General features: G+C 69.6%; 20 protein-coding genes. 7 read left to right on the forward strand and 13 right to left on the reverse strand.

Features of this window, described 5'->3' with window-relative positions; genetic code table 11:
- The first annotated feature begins 10 nt into the window (after positions 1 to 10).
- The gene (locus AC0662_RS22035; protein WP_478302832.1) at positions 11 to 2,854 is read left to right on the forward strand and encodes an AfsR/SARP family transcriptional regulator; all 2,844 of its coding nucleotides are present in this window, start codon (positions 11 to 13) and stop codon (positions 2,852 to 2,854) included.
- A 24-nt stretch (positions 2,855 to 2,878) separates the two neighbouring features.
- On the opposite strand, the gene AC0662_RS22040 is transcribed toward AC0662_RS22035, so the two are convergent.
- The 5 genes from AC0662_RS22040 to AC0662_RS22060 all read right to left on the reverse strand — a co-directional run bounded on the left by AC0662_RS22040 (position 2,879) and on the right by AC0662_RS22060 (position 8,303).
- A complete protein-coding gene (locus AC0662_RS22040; protein ID WP_452196453.1) occupies positions 2,879 to 3,835 on the reverse strand; it encodes an ABC transporter substrate-binding protein in 957 nt (318 codons plus the stop codon).
- A complete protein-coding gene (locus AC0662_RS22045) occupies positions 3,832 to 5,784 on the reverse strand; it encodes an ABC transporter permease subunit (protein ID WP_478302834.1) in 1,953 nt (650 codons plus the stop codon). The genes AC0662_RS22040 and AC0662_RS22045 overlap by 4 nt, the downstream gene beginning before the upstream one ends.
- Positions 5,784 to 6,854, reverse strand: coding sequence for a quaternary amine ABC transporter ATP-binding protein (locus AC0662_RS22050; protein ID WP_478302836.1), 1,071 nt, complete (start codon positions 6,852 to 6,854; stop codon positions 5,784 to 5,786). The genes AC0662_RS22045 and AC0662_RS22050 overlap by 1 nt, the downstream gene beginning before the upstream one ends.
- Positions 6,855 to 6,941: 87 nt before the next feature.
- Positions 6,942 to 7,400: a group II truncated hemoglobin gene (locus tag AC0662_RS22055; RefSeq protein ID WP_478302838.1), complete on the reverse strand. Its 459-nt coding sequence runs from the start codon at positions 7,398 to 7,400 to the stop codon at positions 6,942 to 6,944.
- A 12-nt stretch (positions 7,401 to 7,412) separates the two neighbouring features.
- On the reverse strand, positions 7,413 to 8,303 hold the full coding sequence (locus AC0662_RS22060) for an aminoglycoside phosphotransferase family protein (RefSeq protein ID WP_478302840.1): 891 nt from the start codon (positions 8,301 to 8,303) through the stop codon (positions 7,413 to 7,415).
- Between the two features lie 44 nt (positions 8,304 to 8,347).
- On the opposite strand from AC0662_RS22060, the gene AC0662_RS22065 reads away from it, so the two are divergent.
- The 3 genes from AC0662_RS22065 to AC0662_RS22075 are packed head-to-tail and all read left to right on the forward strand — an operon-like array spanning position 8,348 to position 10,126.
- Positions 8,348 to 8,581 (forward strand): antitoxin VbhA family protein, encoded by a 234-nt coding sequence (locus tag AC0662_RS22065; RefSeq protein WP_452196448.1) that lies wholly within the window; start codon positions 8,348 to 8,350, stop codon positions 8,579 to 8,581.
- 9 nt (positions 8,582 to 8,590) lie between these two features.
- Complete coding sequence (locus AC0662_RS22070) at positions 8,591 to 9,370, forward strand: Fic/DOC family protein (protein ID WP_452196447.1); 780 nt, start codon at positions 8,591 to 8,593, stop codon at positions 9,368 to 9,370.
- A gap of 48 nt (positions 9,371 to 9,418) precedes the next feature.
- Complete coding sequence (locus AC0662_RS22075) at positions 9,419 to 10,126, forward strand: hypothetical protein (protein WP_452196446.1); 708 nt, start codon at positions 9,419 to 9,421, stop codon at positions 10,124 to 10,126.
- A 16-nt stretch (positions 10,127 to 10,142) separates the two neighbouring features.
- On the opposite strand, the gene AC0662_RS22080 is transcribed toward AC0662_RS22075, so the two are convergent.
- The 3 genes from AC0662_RS22080 to AC0662_RS22090 all read right to left on the reverse strand — a co-directional run bounded on the left by AC0662_RS22080 (position 10,143) and on the right by AC0662_RS22090 (position 13,135).
- Positions 10,143 to 10,970 (reverse strand): siderophore-interacting protein, encoded by an 828-nt coding sequence (locus AC0662_RS22080; protein WP_478302843.1) that lies wholly within the window; start codon positions 10,968 to 10,970, stop codon positions 10,143 to 10,145.
- 69 nt (positions 10,971 to 11,039) lie between these two features.
- A complete protein-coding gene (locus tag AC0662_RS22085) occupies positions 11,040 to 12,083 on the reverse strand; it encodes a hypothetical protein (protein WP_452196444.1) in 1,044 nt (347 codons plus the stop codon).
- 2 nt (positions 12,084 to 12,085) lie between these two features.
- Positions 12,086 to 13,135 carry a hypothetical protein gene (locus AC0662_RS22090; protein WP_478302845.1) on the reverse strand — a complete coding sequence of 350 codons (1,050 nt, stop codon included), beginning with the start codon at positions 13,133 to 13,135 and terminating at the stop codon, positions 12,086 to 12,088.
- A gap of 179 nt (positions 13,136 to 13,314) precedes the next feature.
- Here AC0662_RS22090 and AC0662_RS22095 point away from each other — a divergent pair, with 179 nt between their 5' ends.
- Positions 13,315 to 15,930, forward strand: a complete 2,616-nt coding sequence (locus AC0662_RS22095) for a P-loop NTPase family protein (RefSeq protein ID WP_478302847.1) — start codon at positions 13,315 to 13,317, stop codon at positions 15,928 to 15,930.
- A gap of 70 nt (positions 15,931 to 16,000) precedes the next feature.
- On the opposite strand, the gene AC0662_RS22100 is transcribed toward AC0662_RS22095, so the two are convergent.
- The 3 genes from AC0662_RS22100 to AC0662_RS22110 all read right to left on the reverse strand — a co-directional run bounded on the left by AC0662_RS22100 (position 16,001) and on the right by AC0662_RS22110 (position 18,399).
- On the reverse strand, positions 16,001 to 17,119 hold the full coding sequence (locus AC0662_RS22100; protein ID WP_452196441.1) for an endonuclease: 1,119 nt from the start codon (positions 17,117 to 17,119) through the stop codon (positions 16,001 to 16,003).
- Positions 17,120 to 17,233: 114 nt separating this feature from the next.
- Entirely contained in the window at positions 17,234 to 17,908 is a 675-nt protein-coding gene (locus AC0662_RS22105; RefSeq protein WP_478302849.1) for a hypothetical protein, read from the reverse strand.
- A complete protein-coding gene (locus tag AC0662_RS22110) occupies positions 17,905 to 18,399 on the reverse strand; it encodes an RNA polymerase sigma factor (RefSeq protein WP_478302851.1) in 495 nt (164 codons plus the stop codon). Before AC0662_RS22110 ends, AC0662_RS22105 begins: the two co-directional genes overlap by 4 nt.
- Before the next feature lie 402 nt (positions 18,400 to 18,801).
- Here AC0662_RS22110 and cysS point away from each other — a divergent pair, with 402 nt between their 5' ends.
- The gene (cysS, locus tag AC0662_RS22115; protein WP_478302853.1) at positions 18,802 to 20,253 is read left to right on the forward strand and encodes a cysteine--tRNA ligase; all 1,452 of its coding nucleotides are present in this window, start codon (positions 18,802 to 18,804) and stop codon (positions 20,251 to 20,253) included.
- Here cysS and AC0662_RS22120 read toward each other — a convergent pair.
- Together AC0662_RS22120 and AC0662_RS22125 are read right to left on the reverse strand one after the other, a co-directional pair.
- Positions 20,246 to 21,376 (reverse strand): aminotransferase class I/II-fold pyridoxal phosphate-dependent enzyme, encoded by a 1,131-nt coding sequence (locus AC0662_RS22120; protein ID WP_478302855.1) that lies wholly within the window; start codon positions 21,374 to 21,376, stop codon positions 20,246 to 20,248. The genes cysS and AC0662_RS22120 overlap by 8 nt on opposite strands.
- A gap of 27 nt (positions 21,377 to 21,403) precedes the next feature.
- Entirely contained in the window at positions 21,404 to 22,192 is a 789-nt protein-coding gene (locus AC0662_RS22125) for a PrsW family intramembrane metalloprotease (protein WP_452196436.1), read from the reverse strand.
- A gap of 145 nt (positions 22,193 to 22,337) precedes the next feature.
- On the opposite strand from AC0662_RS22125, the gene AC0662_RS22130 reads away from it, so the two are divergent.
- Positions 22,338 to 25,934, forward strand: coding sequence for a S8 family peptidase (locus AC0662_RS22130; RefSeq protein WP_478302857.1), 3,597 nt, complete (start codon positions 22,338 to 22,340; stop codon positions 25,932 to 25,934).
- Positions 25,935 to 25,988: the final 54 nt, after the last annotated feature.

Genomic DNA, 25,988 nt, shown 5'->3' on the forward strand with positions numbered 1-25,988 from the left:
TACTACGGGTATGTACTTCGGGGTGCTCGGTCCGCTGCTCGTGCGGACGGACACCGGCGTACCGGTCGTCGTACCCGACACCAAGGTCCGCGTCCTGCTCCTGGACCTGCTGGCGAACCTCGGTCGACCGGTCAGCGCGGACCGGCTGATCGACGACCTGTGGGGTGCTCGGCCGCCGCGGAACGCCACCGGCACGCTGCAGGCCCGCGTCTCGCAGCTGCGGTCGGCGCTCGATCGCGCGGAGCCTGGCGCCCGCGCGCTCGTCCAGCACGGTCCGGCCGGCTACCTGCTGGACACGGACGTTGTCGACAGCAACCTCTTCGAGGGACACGTGCGGGCCGGTCGGCTGCAGGAGGCACTCGGTCTCTGGCGCGGTCAGCCGTACGCCGACGTCCCCGACCACGCGTTCGCGCGAGCGCCACGCGAGCACCTCGAGGACCTGTACCTGACCGTGCTCGAGCAGAGCGACAACGTACTGGAGCAGACCACCGAACTCATCCAGCAGCGCCCACTGGACGAGCGGCTGCACGCGATACACCTCAAGGCGCTCTATCGCGCGGGGCAGCAGCACGAGGCGCTCCGTGTGTACGCCGAATTGCGCGCAGCGTTGGCCGAGGAGCTCGGCGCGGACCCCGGACCGGCTCTGACCGACCTGCACCAGGCGATCCTCCGCCACGACCCGTCCCTGCTGCGCTCGCCGCAGTTGCCGGCGCCTCTCAACGAGCTGATCGGGCGGGCGGACACACTGGCCGCTGCGCAGCAGGAACTCGGCAGCAACCGGCTTCTCACCCTGGTCGGCCCCGGTGGCGTCGGAAAGACGCGGCTCGCGATCGAGCTCGGCCGTGGCATGGTCGACGCGCGCCTAGTAGAACTCGCGCCGCTGCGTCAGGGCGACGTACTGGACGCGTTGGCGACCGCCGTGGATCTTCGCGACGAGTCGGCCGACCTCCTCCCTCGGCTGCTCGATTCACTCAGCTCCCGGGAGCTCCTGCTCATCCTGGACAACTGCGAGCACCTGCGCCTGGCCGATCTGGTACGCCGGTTGCTCGCAGCGGCACCCGGTCTACGCGTCCTCGCAACCAGCCGCGAGCCCCTCGGCGTGCCCGGCGAACGAGTGCTCGACGTACCGCCTCTGACGACCGAGGCCGCAGCTGAGCTGTTCATGGCCCGGTCAGGGGTCACCGACGACGTGACCGCGATCTGCGAGCGGCTCGACGGCATGCCGCTCGCACTGGAGCTCGCAGCGACCCGCGTCCGCGCCCTCGGCGTACAGGGGCTCGCGGAGCGTCTGGACGACCGCTTCCGGTTGCTGTCCGGCGGCAGGGCCGGTCCGGAACGCCAGCGCACACTCCGGGCCACCATCGACTGGAGCTGGGACCTGCTGGCCGACGACGAGCGCCAGATGCTCCGTCGGCTCGCAGTACACGCCGGCACGTTCTCTCTGGAGGCCGCCGCCGAGGTGAGCGAGCTGCCGGACCACCTCCTCCTGGCACTTGTGGACAAGTCCCTCGTCGTCGCGGCAGCCGGTCGCTACCACCTGCTGGAGTCCGTGGCGGCCTACAGCCTGGAGAAGCTGGTCGAGGCCGATGAAGAGACGACTCTGCGGCAGCAGCACGCCACCTACTACCTGGCACTCGCTCAGCGGGCCGACCTGCACGGACCTGCCCAGCGCGTCTGGCTGCAGCGGCTCGATCTGGAGGCGGCGAACTTCCGCGTCCTCGCACCGTCGCTGGAGCTTGCCGTCGCGCTTGCCTGGTACTGGTACCTGCGCGGTCGCTACGGCGAGGCCCGACGTACCCTCGTTGCCGCACTCGACCTGCCCGACCAGGCGACCGCACTGCGCGCCCAGGCCGCGGTATGGCTGGCCGGCATGACGGCGACCGATGCCCAGGGCACCGATGTCGACGCAGCGGGCGACCAGGCTCTGGAGGCGGTCGGGGACGACCCGCACGCGCTCTGGTTCATCACCATGACCCGCTGGGCGTACGGCGACCCAGTGGTCACGACAGACCGCATCGACCGGGCGATCGCCGCCTTCACCGAGCGGGACGACCGCTGGGGTCTGGCAGCGGCGCTCAGCACCCGCGCACAGCTCAACATCGTGCACGCCGACCTGGAGGCCATGCGGCGCGACAGTCGGCGCAGTCTGGAACTGTTCGACGAGCTGGACGACGACTGGGGCCGTTTACAGGCGACGTACACGCTGATCGTGGCTGCCGAGATCAGTGGTGACTACCCGACGGCGACGGCGTACCTGGAGGATGCGATCCGGAAGGCGCGGGACCTCGGCCTGTGGACAGAGGTCTCGTTCCGCACCGCAGGGCTCGGCCGGATCGCTTTGCTGACTGGCGACTATGAGCGTGCCGACGAGCTGCACGAGCAGGCCCGCCGGCTCGCGATCGAGCAGTCCAACAAGTCCGCCGAGGAGTACGCCGAGGTCGGCCTCGGACTGTCCGCGCGCCACCAGGGCCGACTCGACGACGCCGAACGGCACTTCACCCGGTGGCTCGGCTGGCTGCAACAGGTCGACGGCACGCCGGGGATCGGGTTCATCCACAACCAGCTCGGGTTCGTCGCCGAACAGCGCGGCGACTTCGCGGCGGCGCGGGAGCTGCACGAACGCGGTCTCGGGTTCGCCCGGCAGATCGGCGACCGGCGAGCGGTCGCGCTGGCGCTCGAAGGGCTGGCCGGCGCGGCCGAGGATCCCGGCCGCGCCCTCGAACTGCTCGCCGAAGCGGCGGCGCTCCGTCAACAGGTCGGCGTACCGCTGCCGCCTGGCGAGCGTTTCGACGTGGAGAGGATTACCGCCCGAGCCCTGACTACCCGGGCTCCACGATCGACGCGAGAATCCTGAACCAGCAGGAATCCCGGGATCATGTCAGTTCTTGCCCAGCCAGGCGTCGACCTTCGACTGGTTGTCCTTGACCCACTTCTCGGCGGCCTGGTCCGGGGTCAGCTTGTCGACCGCGATCATCCGGGCGACCGTGTTCTGGTCCTCGTTGGTCCACTTGAAGTTCTTCACCAGGTCGTACGCCGGGCTGCCGGAGTCGGCGAACTTCTTCGAGACGATCTTGTCCAGGTCGTACGGCGGGTAGTCGCAGGCGATCTTGGCGGGATCGGTGTCGCAGCCGGCCTTGTACGCGGGCAGGTTGATCTTCACCAGCTTGACCTCGTTGAAGAACCACTGCGGCTCGTAGAAGTAGGCGAGCAGCGGGCGCTTGTTCTTCTCGGCGTCGCGGAACGCCTGGATCAGCGCGGTCTCGCTGCCGCTCTGCACGACCTTGTAGTTCAGCGCCAGGTTCTTCACCAGCGCCTCGTCGTTCGTCACGTACGACGGGTCGCCGTCGAGCAACTGCCCCTTGCCCGCGGACTCCGACGTCTTGAACAACCCGGCGTACTTGTTCAGGTTCTTCCAGTCGGTGATGTCTGGGTGCGCCTGCGCCATCCACGGCGGCACGTACCAGCCGATCACGCCCTTGACCCCGGTGGATCCGGCCTCGACCGCGACGTGAGAGTCGGTGATGTACTTCTTCTTCAGGTCCTCGTGGCCCCAGTTCTCCAGGTTCACGTCGACCTCGCCGGTGCTGAAGCCCTGCCAGGCGATCTCCTCCTTGAGGTTCTTCTTCACCACCTTGCAGCCGAGCTCCTTGGTCGCCACGTAGGACACCACGGCCGCGTTCGCCTCGTACCCGACCCACGGGCTGACGGTCAGGTTGAACGAACCGCAGTCCTTCCCCCCGGCGGCCGGTTTGTCGTCGGCGATCTTCTGCCCACCACAACCCGCCAGCGCGAGCGCGACGGCCGTCAGCACACCGGCGTACCGGAGTTTCTTCACCGCTTGTCTCCTCTGTTGTCGAACGTCTGGGTACGGCGTGCCGCCGCCTGCGTCACCCGGTCGAGCAGGACACCCAGCAGCACGATCGCCAGCCCGGCGGCCAGCCCCTTGCCGTACAACTCGCTCTGCGCGAAACCCGCGGCGACGTCGTACCCGAGCGCGCCGGCGCCGACCAGCCCGCCGACGACGACCATCGAGAGCACGTAGATCAGGCCCTGGTTGACCGCGAGCGTGATCGCCCGCCGGGCCACCGGCAGCTGCACCTTGCTGATCACCTGCCAGCTGCTCGACCCGACCGAGTTCGCCGCCTCGACGGTCGCGACCGGCACCGCCTTGATGCCGTCGGCAACGATCTTCGTGGTCACCGGTACGGCGAACACCACGGCCGCCGCGATCGCGGTGAACCGACTGCTCCCGAACAGGGCCAGGAATGGCACCAGGTACACGAACGGGGGCATCGTCTGACCGGCGTCCAGCACCGGCCGGATCCAGGTGTCGACCCGCCGGTTCCGGCCGGCCCACACACCGAGCGCGAGCCCGACCGCGACCACCACGACCGTCGCGAGCAGCGTCGACGCCAGCGTGACCATGCTGTCGTGCCACACCCCGGTGGCCACCAGCAGCACCAAGCACACCGCGGCCGGAGCGGCCCCGCGCCAGCCTCCGAGTACGGCGGCAAGCGCGACGACGACCACGCTCACGAGCCACCACGGCGAACCGGTCAGCAGAGCCTCGAGCGGGTTCAGCAACGCCTCGGTCACCACGTCCCGCACGCCGTACGTGAACCCGCCGAAGACGTCCTGGACCCAGTTGGTCACGTCGGTCGCCACCGAAGCGATCCGTGGGCCCACGTTGACGTCCGACGGGAACTCGGCCGCCCACACGTAGGTCCGCGAGAACCAGATCGCGACCAGCACCCCGACCGCGCCGACGCCGAGCAGGACCTTCCGGCGCATACTCGCGATCCGCCACGGCCGGTCGCCGGCCGCCGTCGTCACCCGGTCGAGGACGATCGCGAGCACCACGATCGCGAGGCCGGCGTTGAACGCGACGCCGACGTCCAGGGTCTGTAGCGCCTTCAGCACTGTCTGCCCGAGGCCTGGCGCGTCGATCAGCGCGGCGACCGTGACCATCGACAGCGCCGCCATGATCGTCTGGTTGATGCCGACGACAACGGTCGACCGGGACATCGGCAGCAGCACCTTGGTGAGCGTCTGCCCACGCGTCGAGCCGAGCGAGCGCGCCGCCTCGACACTCTCCGGCGGCACCGACCGGAGCGCGTGCGCGGTCAGCCGAACCGCCGGTGGCGCCGCGTAGATCAGCGTCGCGATCGTCGCCGCGGCCGGCCCGATCGCGAAGAACAACGTCAGCGGCGCGAGGTAGACGAACGTCGGCAACGTCTGCATCAGGTCGAGCACCAGCGTCGCCACCCGGAACGCCCGGTTCGACAACCCCGCCCAGATCCCCAGCGGGATCGCGACCAGCAACGACAGCAGCACCGCCGCGATCGTCAGCGCGAGCGTGTCCATGCTCTGCTGCCACAACCCCTGCAGCCCGACGAACCCGAGCCCGAGCGCGGTCAGTACGGCGACCTTCCAGTTCCCGAACGCCCACGCGCAGTACGCCGCCAGCGCGACCACACCGAGCCACCCGATCACCGGCACCGGCCGGTCGAACGACGGCTGCGAGATCAGATCCTGCAGGAACACGACGATGTGACCGACGGCGATCCGGATCGCGTCGAAGACCGCATTGCCCTGGCCGACGTCGTCGCGGTGCTCGGTCAGCCAACGGTGCGGACCGGTCGTCTCCTGGCCGCCGAGAGCGAGCGTGTCGATCCCGCGCAGGACGAAGTACGCCGCCACCCAGACGACGAGCAGTACGCCGACGACGATGCCGCGCCGGGGCCGCCGGACCTCGACGGCCGCGTTGCTGGTGATCGCGGCCATCAGGCTCGGGAGTTTTCCGTCGGCGCGACGACGCCGAGGATCTCCTCGTCGCAGATCACCCCGAGCAGCGTGCCGCCGTCCACGACCTTCACCGGCCGGTCGGACTCGAGCACGAGCCGGGTGGCGTCGCGGACCAGCACGTCCGGGCCGAGCTCCGGCCCGTCCAGCGGCTCGTCCGGCCGCGCGTCACGGACGATCCAGCGCAGCGTGAGTACGTCGGCCCGCGGGATGTCGCGGACGAAGTCGCGCACGTAGTCGTCGGCCGGCGCACCGACCAATTCGTCGCCGGTCCCGAGCTGGACCGCTTCGCCGTCGCGCATCAGCAGGATCCGGTCGCCCAGCTTGAGCGCCTCGGACAGGTCGTGGGTGACGAACACCATCGTCTTGCCGACCTCGCGATGCAACCGCACCACCTCGGTCTGCATCTCCCGCCGGATCAGCGGATCGAGCGCGGAGAACGGCTCGTCGAACAGCAGTACGTCGGGATCGTTCGCCAGCGCTCGCGCCAGCCCGACCCGCTGTTGCATACCGCCGGAAAGCTGCTCGGGGTAGAACTGCTCGTTGCCGGCCAGCCCGACCAGGTCGATGACCTCCTGGGCGCGCCGGCGACGCTCGGGCTTGCTCTCGCCGCGGATCTCCAGACCGTAGGACACGTTGTCGATCACCTTGCGGTGCGGCAGCAGCCCGAAGTGCTGGAAGACCATCGAGAACTTGCTCCGCCGCAACGCGCGCAGCCGCTTCTCGTCGGCCGCGCGCAGGTCCTCGCCCTCGAACATCATCCGGCCCGCGGTCGGCTCGATCAGCCGGGTCAGGCACCGGACCAGCGTCGACTTGCCCGAGCCGGACAGGCCCATGACGACGAACACCTCGCCGGGGGCGACGTCGAAACTCAGGTCGCGAACTGCCGCCGTACATCCGGTCTTCGCATGCAGCGCCGTCCGGTCGAGCGCGGCGAGGTCGGGCCGGTGCGGCACCCGCTGGGCCTTCGGGCCGAACACCTTCCACAGCCCCTGCACGGACAGCAGCGCATCGGAGTCGTCGACGTCGGGGTACTCGAGCTGAGCGGTCACAGGTAAACCCTCGCATCCCCGCCGGCGGACACAACGTGAACCGCGACTGTACCCAACCGGCAGGCCCCCGGCGTGTCAGGGCTGGAGTCAGGGCTGGTACGGCGGCGCCTCGCCCCAACCCCAGTGCGGAACCGGAGCCTTCGGCGGCGGCGTAGCGCCGGGCTGCGAGTTCGCGAGCGCGATCCGGGTGCCCCACTCGACGTACGCGACGAACGCCGACCGGAACTCCGGATCGTCGGGGAGACCGGCCGGGTCGGCGCTCTGTGCGATCAGCGCGGCCCACCGGGACCGCTGCTCCTCGGTGAGCCCGAGGTTGAGGTGGTGGGACAGCATCGCCGGGTAGCCGCCGAGCTCGTCGGTGTACCGGCTGGGGCCGCGGAACACCTCGCCGAGCCAGATCGCCACGTGCTCGCGATGCTGGTCGCTCATGTGCGCGAAGACCGGTGCGAGGATCGGGTCCTCGAGCACCTTGTCGTAGAACACCTCGGTCAGCCGGCGCAGAGCGTCGTGCCCGCCGGCCCACTCGTACAACGTCGGGGTCGTCACGTAATTATGTAATCACACGAACAGGGCATCCGTGACCGCCGCAAGCTCGTCTTCGATCCGGGTGTCGCCGTCCTCGGTGAACCAGAGCACGTTCTGCAGGATCCGGCCCGCCGTCCAGGCCAGCGCCCGGTCCCGCTCGATACCGGTCACCTCGAGCATCAGAGCGAACCGGTCGCGGATCGCCTGCGCCACGTCGCCGGTCGCGACGAGATCGTCCCAGCGGTTCCACAGCACCGGGAAGATCTCGAACGCCGGGTCTCCGGCGAGCGGCTTCGGGTCGATCACCAGCCACGGGCGCCGCTCGGCGGCCATCACGTTCAGGTAGTGCAGGTCCCAGTGCAGCAGGCGGTCGCCGGACTCCGGCAACACCTCGCCGACCTGCGCGACGAAGCGCCGTACCAACTGCTGCTCGGCCGGGTCGGTGAGGCGGGGGATCAGGCGGGGCGCGTCCTCGATCATCCCGGCCGCGATGTCCGAGAGACGGCGGACGCCGGACGGCGCGGGTACGGCGCTCAGGTGGGTCAGGAGCTCGGCGAGGATCCGGGTCGCCTCGACGGGATCGGGGTGGTCGTCGAGCGTCCGCGGTGCGAGCCGCTCGAGCAGCAGGGTCGAGGTCGCGGGGTCGTCCTCGTACACCTCGACGACGTCGTCCTTGTTCCAGGTCCGCAGCGCGAGCGCCTCGCTCTCGCTCTCGTCATTGACCGTTTGCAGCTTCAGCATCGCCTTCGCGCCGTCCCGCCGTACGACGGGCAGGATCAGCGAGGCCTCACCGCTCAGCGGCTCGCCGTCAACGGTCAGATCCCACTCGCCGACGTACCGATCGACGGCCGCCGGCAACCCGTCCAACCAGTCGGACGCCTTCTCCCGATGGTTCCGCATCAGCTTCGCGGGAATCTCGATCATGCTCGATAGAGTAGGCAGTTCCGGAGTTCAGGGAGGGGTCTGCAGTGGCTGATCAGCTGGACGTCGAGGAACGCTGGCCCGAGCTGTTCGCCCCTCTCGACGACGTGCAGCGACGTGCTGTTCTGCAGTCGCTCGCGAATGCCTGGCACGAGGGCTGGGAGCCGAACCGCGAGGACGTCGCGAACCTCACCGACCGCGCGCTCGGCCGCATCGACAAGGACGAGTACCTGCGCCGGGCCCACGAGACCGCCCGCCGCCGCGCCGGCAACGAGAGCTGAGGCGGCCACGTGGCGCAGGACCCGTACGCCTACGCACCGCCCCACCACGACACGCTGCAGAACAAGTTCGGCGAACGTGACAAGGACACGCTGAAGGACCTGGAGTACGCGGCGGTGCTGGACCGCCAGCGGGAGCTGGAGTCCGGCGAGGCCGACGTACCGCGCACGTACGACGCGCGACACGTGTACGCGATCCACGCGCACCTCTTCCAGGACGTTTACGACTGGGCCGGCCAGACCCGGACGGTCCCGCTGACCAAGAGCGGCCCGGGCGGCTTCGCGCCGTTGAACCAGATCGACCGCTACCTGGCGGACGCCACCAAGCTGATCGAGTCCGCCGACTGGGCGTCGATGGACCTCGACGAGTTCGCGGCGAAGGCGGCGGAGGTCCACGCCTACGTGAACCAGGCGCATCCGCACCGGGAGGGCAACGGTCGCGCGGCCAAGGTGTTCATGCAGCACGTCTCCGAGCTGTCGCCGTACCAGCTCGACTTCACCAAGGTGCCGCCCGACGTGTGGAACCAGCGGTCGATGCTGACCGATCCGGATCTCGGCCAGTACAAGCCGGTGCCGGACGAGATGGTGCCGGTCTTCAGGTTCATCGCCGAGCCGCGCCCGGGCGGGCCGACCAGAACCCTGGTCCCGGACGAACTGAAGGAGGTCCGGCGCGTGGCGGGGATCGATCCGGTCGAGGCCTCGTTCCGGACCACCCAGTCGAAGGGCACGGCCGGCAGCACTCGCCCGGGCTCGAGCCGGAAGCGCCCCGGACCGGAGAGCGGGCGGGGCTGAGGCCCGGGCACAGTAGGTGGTTCGCGGGATGTGTGCTTGGGTCTTGCCGTGGAGAGCAGGCATCGGCGGGTTCAGCGGATCGTGGCCGGGATGTACGTCGGGATTCCGGCGCTGCTGTTGGTGGTCGTGGCGCTGATCGCGGCGACCGGGTCACCGGCGGCGTGGATCGGCTGTGTCGTGCCGGTGGTGATGCTGGTGCTCGGGTTCGTTCTGTGGCGCCGGCATCGGTACCAGCCGCGGTGGTGGCTGCCGGTGGCCGCGGTGTTCGGCGGTCTGACCGGCCTGATGGTGACGCTGTTCCCGTTGGCGGTCGGGGTCTGGTGGCCGGCTGTGCTCGCGCTGCCCGGTCTGATCATCGGGATCGTCGCGGGGCTCGCGCTGGCCCGCGCGGCCGACCGCGCGCTGCTCGTCCCGTTCATCCCCGAGCTGGCGAGTACGCCGTACGAGCTGGTGTTCCGGCTGCGCGGGATCCCGCTCGCCGCAGTGCTGGTCGACGCCGACTCGGTGACCATCCAGTCGCACCCGGTCCCGCGCTCGGAGCACCAGCTCCGCACCTATCCGCTGAGCGGGATCACGGGCACGTACGAGTTCTCGCTGTCGGGCTCGGAGCGCCTGAAGTTCCCGATCGCGGTGACGCAGGCGATCGGCAGCGCGGGTCCGGCAGTCATCCTGCAGGCGAACGGTGACGACTGGGTGCTGCCGACCAACCAGGCCGGCACCCTGATCGACGTCCTCACCGAACGCCGCGGGGACTAGACCAGACGCCGGGGGACTAGGACGCCTCGCGCTCCTTGCGGGCGGTGTCGGCCTTCTCGGCCTGCCAGCCGTCCTCGTTCTTGCCGAGGCGCCAGTAGCCGGACAGCGAGACCTGCTCGCGGGCCAGGCCGCGCTCCTGGAAGAGGTTCTTGCGGATCCGGAACACGAAACCGGCCTCACCGTGCACGAAGACCTGCGGGGTGCCGGCCGGAAACTCGAGCGCCTCAACGGCCGCGACCAGCGCGTCACCGCGACCACCTGCTGCGGCATCGCGGTGGAACCAGCGGAGGTCGACCTCGCCGGAGCCGCTGAACTTCTGCTGCTCGGTCTCGTCCGAAACCTCGAGCAGGACGGTCGCCCGAGCCCCCGCCGGGAGCTGCTCGACCGCGGCGCCGATCGCCGGCAGCGCGCTCTCGTCGCCGACGAGCAGGTGCCAGTCGGCCGTCTCCTCCGGCTTGTACGCGCCACCGGGACCGTTGAACCAGAGCACGTCACCCGGCTGCGCGGACGCCGCCCACGGACCGGCGATCCCCTCGTCGCCATGGTGGACGAAGTCGATCGTGAGCTCGCGCGTGGCCTCGTCCCAGCTGCGCACGGTGTAGGTCCGCATCGTCGGCCACTGCTCGGCCGGGTACGTCTCGCGGACCACGCCCATGTCCAGGGGCTCGGGGTACTCGACGCCGTCCTTGCAGAACAGCAGCTTCACGTAGTGGTCGGTGCAGCCGTTGTCGGCGAAGTCGTCGGAGGTGAGCACCACCCGGATCATGTGCGGGGTGATCCGCTCGGTCCGGCGGACGACGGCGCGCTTGCAGACGCGGTTACGGCGGGGTGCGGGGCTGGTCACGCGACCACGGTCCTCTCGGGCGGATAAGTAAGGTCTACCTAAGTAGACTAACCCACCCGCCCCAAGGGCTCAGGTTCCACGGATGGAGAACGCTTTGCTGGCCGAGGCGATCGAGGCGCAGGCCGGGACGTAGGCGCGGTACGGGATCGAGCCCTTGTACGCCGGTTGCGCATTCAGCGTGTAGCGCCCGGACGACCGGACCGCTCCCATGCTGACGGTGCGCCAGGCGGAAGCGCCGTACAGCCGCTGGAGGAACACCTCACAGCCGGCGCGCACGGTGTGCACCGAACCGTTGACCGGGACGATCGTCCCGACAGGCGCACTGGTCCTCGACGGGACTGCGCTGACGGTGGGCTTGATCAGCGGCCGCAGTACGACGAGTCCGAGGCCCCCGACCGACGACGGGTTGCCGGGCAGCAGCAGACAGTTGACCGCGTTGGAGTCGGCTGCCGTGTAGGCCTTGGTCACCACGCCGTTGGTGTCGGTGAGGTTCGTGTAGCCCGGACCCATGTACTCGGCGCAGGTGTTGTCGATCCCCAGCTCCACCCGCACCCGGCTGCCGTACGGCTTGCCGGTCTGCGCGTCGGTGACCGCCCACTTGATCGAGTACGGCTTGCCGTACGGCACGTACTTCGGCGTCACCGAGGCGGTGATCTTCGGCTGATGCGTTCCGGTGACGGCGAGCGACGGACCGGCGTACGGCGTCGGGTCGGTCATGGTGCCGCTGCCCGGGAAGAACGGTCCGGTCTGTACGCCGGTGACCTTGAAGGTCCCGTTCGCCGTCGACGGGACCTGCAGCGGCCCGCTCCAGGTGCCGTTCGTCTGCCGCGCGAGGTTGGTGGACAACAGCGTCCGCTCCTGGCCGGTACCACCGGTCCGTTCGAGAATCACGTTCACCGGGCCCTTGGTGTCGTCCGGAGAACCGGTGCCGTACTGCCCCTTGACCGTCACGGTGACCGGTGCGGTGTTGAGTCCGCTGACGGCGACGCTGCTCCGACTCAGCGTTACCGAGGTGATGTGCAGATCCGGATCGGGAGCGGCGTGCGCCGTCACGGGGACAGCGGCCAGCGGTACGGCGAGCAGCGCCGCGGCGAGCACTCGGCTGGTTCTCATCATCACGTCCCTTGGATGGTGAACGACTTGCTGACGCCCGCGACGAACGGCTCACAGGCCGGGAAGTACACGCGGTACGGAATCAGGCCCTTGTACGACGGCTGCGCGTTCACCGTGAACCGCCCGGACTGCCGCACCGCGCCCGTGCTGACCGTCCTCCACTGCGTCCGCCCGTACAGCCGCTGCAGCTGAACCGCGCACGAGCCGGTCACGTGCGCGACCGAACCGTTGACCGGGACAACCGTTCCGACCCGGGCGCTGGTCTTCGACGGCACCGCCGCGATCGCCGCCGGCCGCGCCGGGAACAACCACTGGCCGGCGATGTAGTACGGATCGGCCATGAGGTGCGCGCAGTTCAGAGCACCGGCGTCGTCGGCCATGTAGTTCTTGGTGATGACGCCGTTGGTCCCCGTCCGGTACATCGGGCTGCCGCCCTCGGCGCAGGGCGTGTCGACGCCGAGCCCGATCGGGATCTGCGAGCCGTACGGCTTCCCGGTGGCGGTGTTCGTGACCACCCAGGTGATCGAGTAGGGCTTGCCGAACGGCACCACCTTCGGGTTCACCGACGCGGTGATCCGCGGCAGGTTGGTGCCCTGCACGGTGATCGTCTGACCGGAGTACGGCGTCGGGTTAACCGGCGTTCCCGGGTCCGGGCCGCCGTACGGGCCGGTCATCACACCGGTCACCTTGAACGTGCCGTTCGCGGTCGACGCGACGTTCAGCCGGCCGGTCCAGGTGCCGTTGCGGAGCGTGCCCCCGGTGCGCTTGAGGTCGGCCGACACGATGCCGTCGCGTGGTCCGGTGCCACCGGTGCGCTGGAGGACGACGTTCAGCACCAGGTTCTCGTCACCGGGTTCGGTCGAGTTGTAGCCGCCCTTGACGGTCACGTTGATCGGGTACGTGTTCAGGCCGGACACCGCGACCGACGTACGGTCGAGGATGACCTGGGTGATCGTGAGGTTCGGGTCCGGGTCGGCCTGTGCGGGTGCCCCGAGCAACAGCCCCATGACCGGCGCCGCGGCCAGCGCGGCCATCACTCGTGTGAGTTTCATGCACTGAGCGTGACAGGGCGACGGCGCCGTTCCAAGGATTTCGGGCCAGGACTGCGCGATCGGGCCGGTGCCTCTAGACCGGTTGCCAGGCGGCCGATTCAACTCGCGGGAGCCGACTGTTAACCCCCAGGTCATGCACAGCCTGTGTCGGGGACGGCTACGGTCCGCACCCTGGTGCAATGAGCCAGGTCTTCGGGACGGAACGGCACCCGGCGTACTTCGTCCCTCGCACGGACCGGCTCGGCAACCCCGTCTCGCTCGGCCCGACGCTGCCCGAGAGCAAGGCGATCCTGTTCACCGGCCCGCCCGGGATGGGGAAGACCTCGGAGCTGGACCGGGCGGAGGATCTGGCGCAGCGCCAGGGGTGGACCACGATCCGGCTGCCCGCCAACTCGAAACTCCCGCTCGAGCACGCCTTCACGATGGCGGTCCGGGAGAACCTGGACGAGCTGCGGGACCGGTTCGGCGACCGCCCGGTCGGCAAGCTCAGCAGGACGGTCCGCGACCTGACCCGGAGCGGCCGCAAGACCCGCGTCGGCTGGGAGGGACGTTTCCTCGGCGGGGTGTTCCCGGTCGAGCTCGTCCTGAAGCAGGAGAAGGACACCACGGCGTACGACAACCTCGGGACCACGCTCGAGGATTTCGCGGACGAGCTCGGCAAGCTGACCGAGGTCGACGACAAGCCGATCCTGTTGCTGGTCGACAACGTCGACAAGGCCGACGAGTTCAACCTGGCCGGCCTGAACGAGCTGGCGATCCACATCGAGCACCTCAAGCGTCCGGTCTGGCTGATCGCGGCCGGTGGCGCGAAGTCGACCGGCGAGCTGATGCGCGCCTCCCGCCGGATGTCCGGCATCGCGACGACGATCACCAACCAGTTCGACATCCGCACGCTCGGACCGCTGTCCGACGCGGAGCTCCGGCCGTCCCTGACCGTGCCGCTGGAAGCAGCCGGCATCCGGTACGACGACGCTGCCGTCGACTCGTTGCTGTTCGCCGCCAACGGCGACCCGAGCTGGCTGCGGGACCTCGGCGAGACCGCGCTCGCGTACCGGCATCCACAGCAGGGGATCACCGTCGACGTGGCGCGGGCGGCGATCGCCGACGTGTGGGCGGGGGCGGCCGCGCGATACGAGGCCGAATGGGGCCAGCGGGAGACCAACGCCGCCCAGAAGGAGTTGCTGGCCCGCGTGGCGGCCGAAGGCCCGAACGGCCTGGAGATGCCGGAGGTGACCGGCGCCGCCGGTGCCGGTGAGTGGCAGGACATCGACAAGGCTCGCCAGGAACTGGTCGCCCGCGGGCTGCTGCGGGAGCACGACGAACGCATCGTGACGATCCCTGACCAGGGGTTCCAGGACTGGGTGAACGACCGTCTCGGCCAGACGCCGGCGGTTGCCCGAAGCCCGGAGTTCGGCCGGGTTATCGCCCGGCAGGAACCCGCACTGGCCCCGGCGCACCCGACCGGTGGGCGAGCACTGGTCAACCAGGTCTTCGGCGCGGCGGGTGCGCTGGTGCACCCGGTCGACCGCGCCGACGAGCAGGGCCGGCCGGCGTCGCTCGAGGAGCGGGACCCCGACGGCACCACGGTGCTGTACACCGGACCGCCCGGGATCGGCACCAGCCAGGAGCTGGACCGGGCCCAGGCGATGGCCGAGAAGGACGGCTGGATCACGATCCGGCTGAACGCGTCCCGCCGCGAGTCCATGGAGGCGCGGGTGATCCGCTCGATCCGCGACCAGCTCGACACGTTCAGGGCAAAGTACCCGGCCTCCGAGGTCAAGCAGCTGCGGGACATCCTGAACAAGATGGCGGTCCGTACCACGAACACGATGAACACCGCCCAGTCCCGGTTCGGCTTCTCACCGCTGAAGGTCGGCATCCACGCCTCCTGGGAAGGCGTCGCCAAGGACTCCGTCGGCACGACCCTGAACGAGGTCGGCGAGCACCTCGGCAAGATGGCGCTGCCGAGCCGGACGCCGATCATGCTGATGGTGGACAACCTGGACGCCGCCGAGGAGAACGACCTGGTCACGCTGGTCAACCTGTCGTCCCACCTGCGCTCGATGCGGCAGCCGATGTTCCTGGTCGCCGCGGGCGGCGAGGACGCGTACTCCCGGCTGCTCACCGCATCGGGCGGGAAGTCCGGCACGGCGTCCAGGGACATCAAGAAGATCGACGTCCGGAAGCTTCCGTCGCTGACCAACGACCAGTTGCGCGCCGCGTTCACCCGTCCGCTCGACCAGGCCGGCGTCCGGTACGAGCCCGCGGCGGTCGAGAACCTGGTCGCGGCCGCGGAGGGGAACCCGACCCGCCTCCGGACGCTCGCCGCCGGAGCGCTCGAGATCGCCGATCCGAGCATCGGAATCTCCGCGGAGATCGCCTCCACCGCGACCAGCCGGCTGAACGTCCAGTCCCGCGTGCTGTACGACGCCGCCTGGTACAACTGCACCGCCGCCCAGAAGGAGCTGCTGGTGCGGACCGCCGCGCGCGGCGCCCAGGGGATCGCGGACCCGGCGCAGTCAGACCAGCAGGAGTCTCGTCGCTGGGACCTCGACGGCGCCGCCAACAAGCTCGTGGCGCGTGGACTGCTGACCCGCTCCGATCATCAGATCCGGGTCGCCGACCCGGGTTTCCGGGAGTGGGTGCAGACCCGGCTCGGCGTCAACGCCGCCCAGGCCGGTATCGCGCACCCGGTCGCTCCGCGGCAGCTCGGCGCCGGCGGCGAGCGGCCGCCGCAGGACCGGCCGGCCCTCGGCCCGGTCGGCGGCAAACGCGACATCCAGGCGAACCGCTAGAAACCACCAGGAACCGCTAGGGCCGCGCCTCCCGCTCGGCGGGGGACACGGCCCTGGGACGGTGTGTGGCTTACGGCCAGATCGAGCTGATCCACTCCGGGTGGTCGATGAACGGGTTCCGGTTGTGCTGGAACTGGCTGTAGATGACCTCGTTGCGGTTCTTCTCGAACGCGTCCGGCGGGTCGGCCGCCGCCCAGGCCTTCAGCACCGACAGCTTGCCGATGTACGGCGCCGTACCGTTGCTGACCTTGTCGTTCGGCTCCAGGTTCGCGAAGCCGTCGTCGCCCTCGTAGCGGACGGCCATGTAGAAGATCATCCGGGCAACGTCACCGCGGACCGCCGCGCGCGGCGCGAACGAGTCCGAGTCCGCCGTACAACCGGTGCACTGGGCAACCGCCGTACCGCCGTTGTCGAAGTCGAGGTTGCCGCGGGCCGAGTTCACCGAGACGTCCTCGGGGCGCAGGTGGTGGACGTCGGTGCCGGGGCCGGTCGCCGTACCGAAGTCGCCGTGCGACTTGGCCCAGACGTGCTCGCGGTTCCAGTCGTCGACGCCGCCGCCCTGGCTGCTCTTCGCGATCGAGCGGCCTGAGTAGATCTCGATGACGTTGTTGCTGTTGTTCGGGTCCTGGTCGGTGACCTTGAGCGCGTCCCAGACCTGGTCGTAGGTGAGCTTGGTCTGGTTCGAGATGATCGTGTGCAGCGCGGACTTCAGCGCGGCACCGGTCTTGCCCTCGGCACCGGCGTAGTAGTCACCCGGATCCGGGCCCGGGTCCGTGCCGCCCCCGCCGGCGAAGGCGGTCGCGTTCTTCAGTCCCGGGTGCGAGAAGTACGCCGCCAGCGCGCCGGTGACCGTGATCTGCTTGCCGACCAGGCTCGGGTTACTCTGCAGCCCGTACGACGCCCGGAACGCGGTCGGGATCTGTACGTAGAGCATCGACGACGTGCTCGTCTGGGTGGCCGAGTCGGCCAGCGCCAGCGCGTAGTCGTTCGGGAAGTTGCTGCGGACAACGGTGCTGGTGGCGGTCGGCTGACCGACCACGTACCCGGTGACGGAGGCTGTCGAGTTGTCCTGGCGACCGATCGCGGTGGCGACCGTGATTGACGTGGCGGCGTTCGACGGGGTGATGCCGAAGCCGAGCAGTGCTAGTACGGCGGTGACGAGCAGCGCCGGACGAAAGAGTCGGGGCACGACTACTCCCAGGGGCGGTTGGGTAGCGGACGGTGGTCAGTCTGCCCGCCCGGCCCCGACGACGAAACCTTTCGGCACCTGAAGATTGTCCGGCCATCCGACAAACACCGGGGTTCAGGGCAACTGCAGGCGCCCGATCGGGCCGGTTTCTACGAGAAGCTTCGAGCGTTTCGCGGTCGGATCAAGGTCCTCGTACAGCAGGTACGCGCCGGACGGCAACGACGTGCCGGCGCAGGATCGGATGTCGATGCCGGCGTCAACGACCTGCGACTGGCCGGCCTGCAGCTCGACCACCTTGGCGGTCGTTCTGACGGTCGCGTGCCCCACCATCCGGCCGTCGCGGACGACAGCGACCCAGTGCGGCGGCAGACCCGCGATCAGCGGGTGCGGCAGTCCGCCGTTGTACCGGTACCCCGCCCGGATGGTCCCGGACCACCCGGTGGCCGTGCGGCTGATGGTCTTCTGGGTCAGCGTCACCGTCGCGACGAATCGCCCGCTGGGGACGGGCTCAGGCGCGGGAAACCCGTCGCCGCAGTGGTACGGCGCGACCGGGGCCGGCCGGGGCGTGGCCACCGCAGTCGTCGCCGGGCCGGCCGGAGTCGTGGTGCCGGCCGGAACCACGGCGTACGCGCCGACCGCGAGCGCCGCCACGGCCGCCAGACCGGACGCACCGGCCAGGCTGGTGCGCATCCGCCGGCGACGACGGATCCGGCGGAGGATGTCACCCTCGTCGACCTTCACGGCGTTGTCACCGGCCATTTCCTCGAGCAGGTTCCTCAGATCGGTCATTTCATCGTCTCCTCGGGTACGGCGAGTTGCGTGGCGAGCTTGCTCCGGGCATCGGCCAGGTGGCGTTTGACCGTGCCTTCGGCGCAGTGCAGACGCGCCGCGATCTCCGGCACCGTGAGGTCGTCGTAGTACCGCAGCACGACACAGGCACGTTGCCGGGGCGACAGCGTGGTCAGCGCCTGCCGAACGTCGCCGGCGAGTCCGGGGTCCTCGACCTGCACGGCCGGCTGGAGGAGCAGGTGACGTTTCGCCCGCCAGCGCCGAGCGCGCCGGGTGCTGTCGACGTAGCGGTTCAGCATGACCCGCCGTACGTAGCTCTCCAGCTCGGGGATGTCGTCGTTGACCCGGAGCCGGCTGAAGACCCGCAGCAGGGCGTCCTGCACGAGATCGGCGGCAGCGGAAGACTCGCCTGTCAAGAGATAGCCGTACGCGCGCAGCGCCGTACCCCGGGCGGCGAGGAGATCGCGGAAAGCTCGTTCCCAGTCGGCCATGGCACCTGTTCCGTCGGCTGCAGTTCGCTTGCACTGTCAGCTGTCAAGACGACCTGGGACGGCGGAGCGTTGGGGGGTTCGCCGGAGAAAGTTGAACCGGTGGGGCGGCGAGCGAGTGAGTGTCGCTCACCACCCCACCTGGGTGGATGGGCCCCCATCAGACCGCGACGCACCGCCGCTGCCTGCTTGCCCACACACCAGCGAGGTGCCACTGGCGGGCAGCACCTCACCGACCAAAGGGGAGGAACCCACGATCCTCCATCGGTTGGCGTGGTGCGGACGCCGTTTACGGACCGTACTCAGTTGCACACCCGTTGTCCATGGCTCAGCGTGACCGTCTCACATTGCTGACCTGTCGTTGTGCGGACAGCGGACCCGGCGGGCGTTGCTAGCATCCCGGGGATGACCGTGTCGAGGCCGTTGCGGCTCTTCAATTCCCTCGGGCGCCGCGTCGAGGAGTTCACGCCGGCCGCGGACGGCACCGTGCGGCTGTACAGCTGCGGCCCGACCGTCTACAGCTACGCGCACATCGGCAATCTGCGCGCGTACACCTTCGCCGACACGCTGCGACGCGCGCTGCTCTGGAAGGGCTGGCAGGTCGAGCACGTCATCAACATCACCGACGTCGGCCACGCGGTCGCGGAGGCCGAGCTCGGCGAGGACAAGCTCGAGGTCGCGGCGGCCCGGGAACGCCGGTCGGTCGAGGAGATCGCGGCGATGTACACCGAGGCGTTCTTCACCGATCTCGCCGCGCTGAACATCCTGCCCGCGCAGCATTACCCGCGCGCGACGCAGTACGTCGAGCAGATGATCGCGTTCGCGGAGCGCCTGGTCGAGCGCGGCTTCACCTACGAGATCGAGTCCGGGCTGTACTTCGACACGTCCAAGGACCCGACGTACGGACAGCTCGGCCTGATCGATGTGAGTGGACAGCTCGAGGGCGCGCGGGTCGAAGAGGTGCCCGGGCGGCGCGCGAAGACCGACTTCGCGCTCTGGCGCGCGGAGGCGCCGGGGCAGCTGCGGGCGATGCGCTGGAACTCGCCGTGGGGCTGGGGCGCGCCGGGCTGGCACCTGGAGTGCTCCGTGATGAGCATGCTGCTGCTCGGCGAGCACTTCGACATCCACACCGGCGGGGTCGACCACCGGCAGTTGCATCACGTCAACGAGATCGCGCAGAGCGAGGCGTACCTGGGCGACGGGCAGCCGTGGGTGAAGTTCTGGCTGCACAACGAGTTCCTGCAGCTCGGGTCCGCGAAGATCTCGAAGTCGGCCGGCCACATCCTGACCGTGAGCGAGCTCGCGAAGCAGGGGGTCGATCCCCTCTCCTACAGGCTGTTCCTGCTGGGTGGTCACTACCGCGCACAACTCGAGTTCACCACGGGCGGTCTGGCGAGTGCCCAGACCGCGTTGCGCCGGCTGATTCGGCGTACGTCGGCACTCGGTGCGTTGCCGGTGGTCACGACCGCGAACGAGGCCCGCGCGCTGGCCGGGGACGACGCGGCCGCGATCGCCGTGATCGACCAGATCGACGAGGCGATCAGCGCGGACCTCAATACTCCGCGGGTGCTGGCGTTGCTGCAGGAGTCGTTGCGCGATCCGGCGTTGTCGGAGGCGGGTCAGCGGGCGGTCGTTGCGGCGAGTTCCGCCGTACTGGGTCTGACGTTCGAGGCGCTCGATGCGGGTGAGTCGAGCGGGGACAACGACGATGCGGTGCGACAGCTGGTCGCCGATCGGGAGGCGGCGCGGGCGGCCCGGGACTGGGCGCGTGCGGACGCGCTCCGGGCGGAGCTGACCGAGCTCGGCGTCCAGGTCACCGACACCGCCGACGGCCCGACCTGGACCCGCATCACCTGAGCCGACGCTTGTCCAGCCAGTCGGCCCAGACAGCCAGCGCCTCGCCCGGCCCGCTGCGCCCGACCCCGATCCGGAAGCGGTCCGTCGGCGTCCCGGTCAGCTCGGAGGCGTAGATGCTCGACGGCAGCAGCAGTACGCCGGCCTGCTCGACCAGGTCGGCGCACATCGCCTCCACACCGTCGGAGCCGAAGTAGCGCGGGTAGCAGACGCAGCCACCGTCAGGCGCGGCGAACTCGAACAACTCCGGGTACCGCCCGAAGAACTCCGCGAACACCGGCAGGTTGTCGGCGATGATCCCCCGGTTGCGTTCCAGGACGCGATCCCTGGCCCGCAGCGCGATCAGCGCCAGCACCTCGCTCGGTCCCGCGTTGCAGATCGTCGTGTAGTGCTTCGCCCGTTCGAGCCGGTCCAGGACGGCACGGTCGTGGCACGCGATCCAGCCGATCCGCAACCCCGGGAGTCCGTAGGCCTTGGACATCACGTTGAGCGAGATCGCCGTACTCGACAGGTCTGTTGCTTGTGGCAAGGGGTTCGCCTCGAGGCCGCGGTAGACCTCGTCGGAGAACAGCGTGATCCCGCGGTCGTCGCACAGCCGCACGAGCCGCGCCCAGGTGTCCGGTGCTGGAAGCGCGCCGGTCGGGTTGTTGGGGAAGTTCACCGAGACGATCCGGGTGTTCGGGCGCAGCGCGGCCTCGATCGCGTCGACGTCGAGCGCCCAACCGTCCTCGGCCCGCAGCGCCACCCCGGTCACTTCACACACGGACAGCGGGATGGTCTCGGCCGCTTGGTAGTTGGGCGTCAGGACGACGACGTGATCCGTTGGCTCGACCAACGTCCGCATCGCCACGTAGATCGCTTCCTCGGCGCCCGCGAAACACAACACGTCGTCGGGACTGCCGGTTTCGTAGGTCCGGGCGATTTCCTCGCGGAGCGCAGGCAGGCCGCGGGTCTCGGTGTAGCCGAGGGACAGCGTGTTCCAGCGTTCGCGACCGTCGGCGTCGGCAAGCGCGAGCAGCTCGGACATCGGCAGCGTTTGCGCGTCGGACGCGGTCAGGTGGTAGCGCGCGCTGAACTCCCAGCGGGCGAAGTACGTCTCCAGACGGAAATCAGGCAGGGTCGGCATGCTGCTCCTTCCGGGTTCGACCGGGCGTCAGGCCGGTACCGGGACGGCGTCGGATCGTTGGGAGCGCTTCAGTCCGTACAGCAGGAGACCGATGGAGATCGCCCCGACGACGGCGTACGTGATCCGGCCGCCGATGCCGTCCCAGGTGGTGTGCAGCGCGACCGCCACGGCGTACATCCCGAGGAAGAACGCGAAGTGCCGGCCGCTCGGCGCGGTCACGAAGCGCCACAGACCCCAGCAGGCCAGCCCGGTCCACGCGGCGTGCCCGGCCGGCGACAGCAGGCCGCGGATGAACAGCGTCTGCTCGGCCGCACCGACGTTCCCGTTCGACTGCAGCAGCGCGACGAACGCGTAGCCCATCGTCTCGAGGATCGCGAACCCGGTGCCGACCGCGACGCCGATCACGATCCCGCGCCCGATCGACGTCCGGTACCGGTGCCCGAAGAACACCACCAGGATCGCCGGCACGACGAGTTTCGCCGCCTCCTCGATCACCCCGACCCCGACCATCGGCAGCGTCCCGAGCCGGCGCATCGCGTCGTACTCGAGCAAGCCCGCGACCACCACGCCGACGACGCCGCCGAACAGCAGGCAGCCGCCCAGCGTCGGCCCGTCGATCAGCCACCGCCCGGACCGCCCGGCCGCGAACGTCACGAACGTCAGCGGGACGACGAGCGCCCCGAGCAGGATCATCGTCGGGAACAGGTTCGGGTTCCCGGTGTCGGCGAGCACGGCCAGTACGGCGACGTACAGCCCCGCCCCGATCAAGAAGGTCCCCACCCACGCCCATCGGCGTACCAACTGCTGTGCGGTCATTCGTCGATGGTGCCTGGTGCTGGCGTGGTTGCGCCATGTCGCAGGGACGGCAGTGATGGACAGGGCGGTAACCCGTGACGTGATTGCAAACTCTCCCAGAAGCAGAGGTGAGCCTGCCCCCATCCTCTCGAAGGAGAATCCGCCTATGTCCTCCTCCAGACGCATCGCCGCGGTCACCACCGCTGCGGTGCTCGCCCTCGGCGCGGCGACGGTCACCCCGGCGTCCGCGGCGCCTCCGAGCCCCACCGGTACCCCGGGCGCGACCTCGGTGGTCACGCTGATCACCGGCGACGTCGTCTCGGTGACCGACGCCGGCAACGGCAAGAAGGCCGCCAGCGTCGTTCCCGCGGCCGGCCGCGAAGGGGTCTCGTTCCACACCGTCGAGGCCGACGGCGGCCTCCGGGTGCTGCCGAGCGACGCCGTACCGTATGTCTCCACCGGCGTACTCGACGTGAACCTGTTCGACGTCGACGAGCTGATCGCCGACGGGTACGGCGACTCCGCGGCCAAGCAACTCCCGCTGATCGTCAAGGACAGCCCGGGCTTCCGCGGCGCCTCGACCCTCGCGGGTGCGACGACCACGCGGCAGCTCCCGTCGATCGGCGGCCGGGCCGTGGACGCGGCCAAGGACCAGCTGCCGGAGCTGTGGAAATCGCTCAAGCCGGCCGTCGGCGCCCGCTCGCTGAACAGCGGTGTCGGCAAGATCTGGCTGGACGGCAAGATCAAGCCGGTGCTCGACAAGAGCGTCCCGCAGATCGGTGCGCCGGACGCCTGGAAGGCCGGGTACGAGGGTTCCGGCGTCAATGTCGCCGTCCTGGACACCGGCGTGGACGCGAACCACCCGGACCTGGCCGGCAAGGTCAAGGAGAGCCAGGACTTCTCCGGCAGCCCGAGCGGCACCGAGGACCACTTCGGCCACGGCACGCACGTCGCGGCCACGATCGCCGGCACCGGTGCGGCCGCCGGCGGTACCCGCAAGGGCGTCGCGCCGAAGGCGGACCTGCTGGTCGGCAAGGTGCTCGGCGACGACGGGTACGGCTACGACTCGTGGATCATCGCCGGCATGGAGTGGGCCGCGGCCGAGGGCGCGAAGGTCGTCAACATGAGCCTCGGCGGTGAGGCGACCGACGGCACCGACCCGCTCAGCCAGGCGGTCAACGACATCACCGCGCAGACCGGCACGCTGTTCGTGGTCGCGGCCGGCAACGAGGGCCAGGACGAGTCCGTCGGTACGCCGGGCGCCGCAGCTTCGGCGCTGACGGTCGGCGCCGTGGACCGCAACGACCAGTTGGCCGAGTTCTCCAGCCGCGGACCGCGACTCGGCGACTCCGGGCTCAAGCCGGAGATCACCGCGCCGGGCGTCGACATCATCGCCGCCCGCGCGGCCGGCACGGTCATGGGCGACCCGGTCGACGAGCTCTACACGGCCGCCTCCGGTACGTCGATGGCGACACCGCACGTCGCCGGCGCGGCCGCTCTGCTGGCGCAGCAGCACCCGGACTGGAAAGCCGACCAGCTGAAGAACGCCCTGGTCAGCACCGCGAAGACGCAGCCTGAGCAGAGCGTCTACCAGCAGGGCGCGGGCCGCGTCGACCTGACTCGGGCCGTCGCGCAGAAGGTCACCGCGAGCGGCGTCGCCGACTTCGGTCTGGAGACCGGTACGCGCACTGTCACCTACCGGAACGACTCCGACGCACCGGTCACGCTGACGCTGGCCGCTCAGGTCACCAATCTGGACGACAAGCAGCCGGCGACCGGCTTCACCCTGCCGGCGACCGTCACGGTCCCCGCGAACGGCACCGCCGACGTACCGCTGAACCTCGACCCGGCCAAGGTCGGCCGTGGCCAGTACAGCGGCTGGGTCGTTGCCACCGGCCCCGACGGCGTCGTCACCCACACCGCGGTCGGCGCGCTCCGGGCCGGCCCGAAGCACAAGGTCACGCTCCGCGCGGTCGACCTGGACGGCAAGCCCACCGGCGTCCCGGTGATCTCGCTGTACGGCGACAACTCGCGCTCCGACGTACTGGCCTGGATCCCGAACGGCGAGACGTTCACGGCCGAGGTCGAGGAGGGCACGTACCTGCTGCACTCGCTGGTCGACAGCTCGAACCCGCAGGACGAGCAGGCGAGTCTGTTCACCGACCCGAACGTCGTGGTCAGCAAGGACACCGAGATCGTCATCGACGCGCGGAAGGCGGTCCCGATCACGATCGAGACGCCGAAGCCGTCGGAACAGCAGGCGGTGCTCAGCTACTACGTGCACCGCGTGTACGGCAACGGCCGCTCGATCAGCCACGGCGTGATGCACTTCAGCACGGTCAAGCAGGTGAACGTGACGCCGACCAAGCCGGTCAAGGACGGCAGCTTCGAGTTCTCGTCCCGCTGGCAGCTGGTCGCGCCGATGGTGCAGGCGTCGATCCCCGGAGTCTCCGGTCCGCTCGACATCAACCTGCTGCACCAGTCGCCGTCGTACGAGGGCCGGCGCCGGTTCCCGATCGTCACCTCGCTCGACCAGGCGAAGGGCGCGCTCGTGGTGCTGGACTCCGACGGTGAGAAGGAGCAGATCAAGGCGGCCGCGGCGGCCGGCGCGGCGGCGGTCATCCTGATCCGGCCGGCCGACTGGTCGGCGTGGACGGTCTGGCGGCCGACCGGTGACCGCGAGCCGATCCCGGCGATGGTCACCACGTTCAAGGACGGCCAGAAGCTGGTCGACCGGGTCCGGCGCGGGAAGGCGACGATCGACCTGACCCTGACCACGTCCAGCCCGTACCTGTACGACGTACAGCAGGTCTCGACCGGGGCGATCCCGGCGAAGATCCACTACAAGGTGACGCCGGCGAACAGCGCCCGGATCACCACGCGGTACGCCGACAACGGCGGCTTCAACTGGGCCAAGGAGCAGCGCTTCGGATGGCGGCCGTGGCAGGAGTACTCGTGGAACGACTACCAGCGCTTCGTCGAGACGCCGAAGGTGCGGGAGGAGTGGGTGACGTCTGGTGACTCGCTCTGGCAGCACCGGGTGCACCACCTGTACACGTGGGACACCATGAACCCGCTGTCCGGCGGTATGACGTCGGTACCGCGCAGCTACCGGACCGGTCAGTCGGACGAGACGTGGTTCGGTCCGGTGGTCCGGCCGGCGGCAGCACCCGGCGTACAGTCCACGCGGACCGGTGACCGGCTGTCGCTCCGCATCCCCTCGTTCGTGGACGCTGCTGGTCACTACACGATCAAGGAGACCACCAAGGCGTCAGCCACGTTGTCACGGGACGGCAAGGTCGTCGCGGAGATGCCGAACGCGTGGGCCGATGTCATCACCTCCAGCGCGGACGCGGCGTACAAGCTCGACCTGTCCACCGAACGGATCGACAGCGAGGGCGAGTGGAACTGGGGCACCCGTACGGCGACCTCGTGGGAGTTCCGCTCGGCCAAGCAGTCGGATGACAAGGCCACGCCGCTCGCACTGCAGCAGGTCGACTACAAGGTCCCGGTCGACCTGACCGGAAAGGTGAGTGCGCGGACGCACGTCATCGGCTTCGAGTCGCCCCGCGCGACCTCACTGCAGGCGTCGGCGTCCTTCGACGAAGGCAAGACCTGGCAGAAGCTCGCAGTCATCGGCGTCGCCGGCCACTACCTCGCGGTGGTCCCGAACGCCCACGACACCGTCTCCCTGAAGGTAACGGCGCGCAGCACCACTTCCACCGTCACCCAAACGGTCATCCGCGCGTACGGGGTTCGCTGACTGGTTGTTTGATCGCTGGCGGGTTGTAGCGCTGCATCGGCGCAACAGCCCGCC

This window comes from Kribbella sp. NPDC043289 (assembly GCF_056436705.1).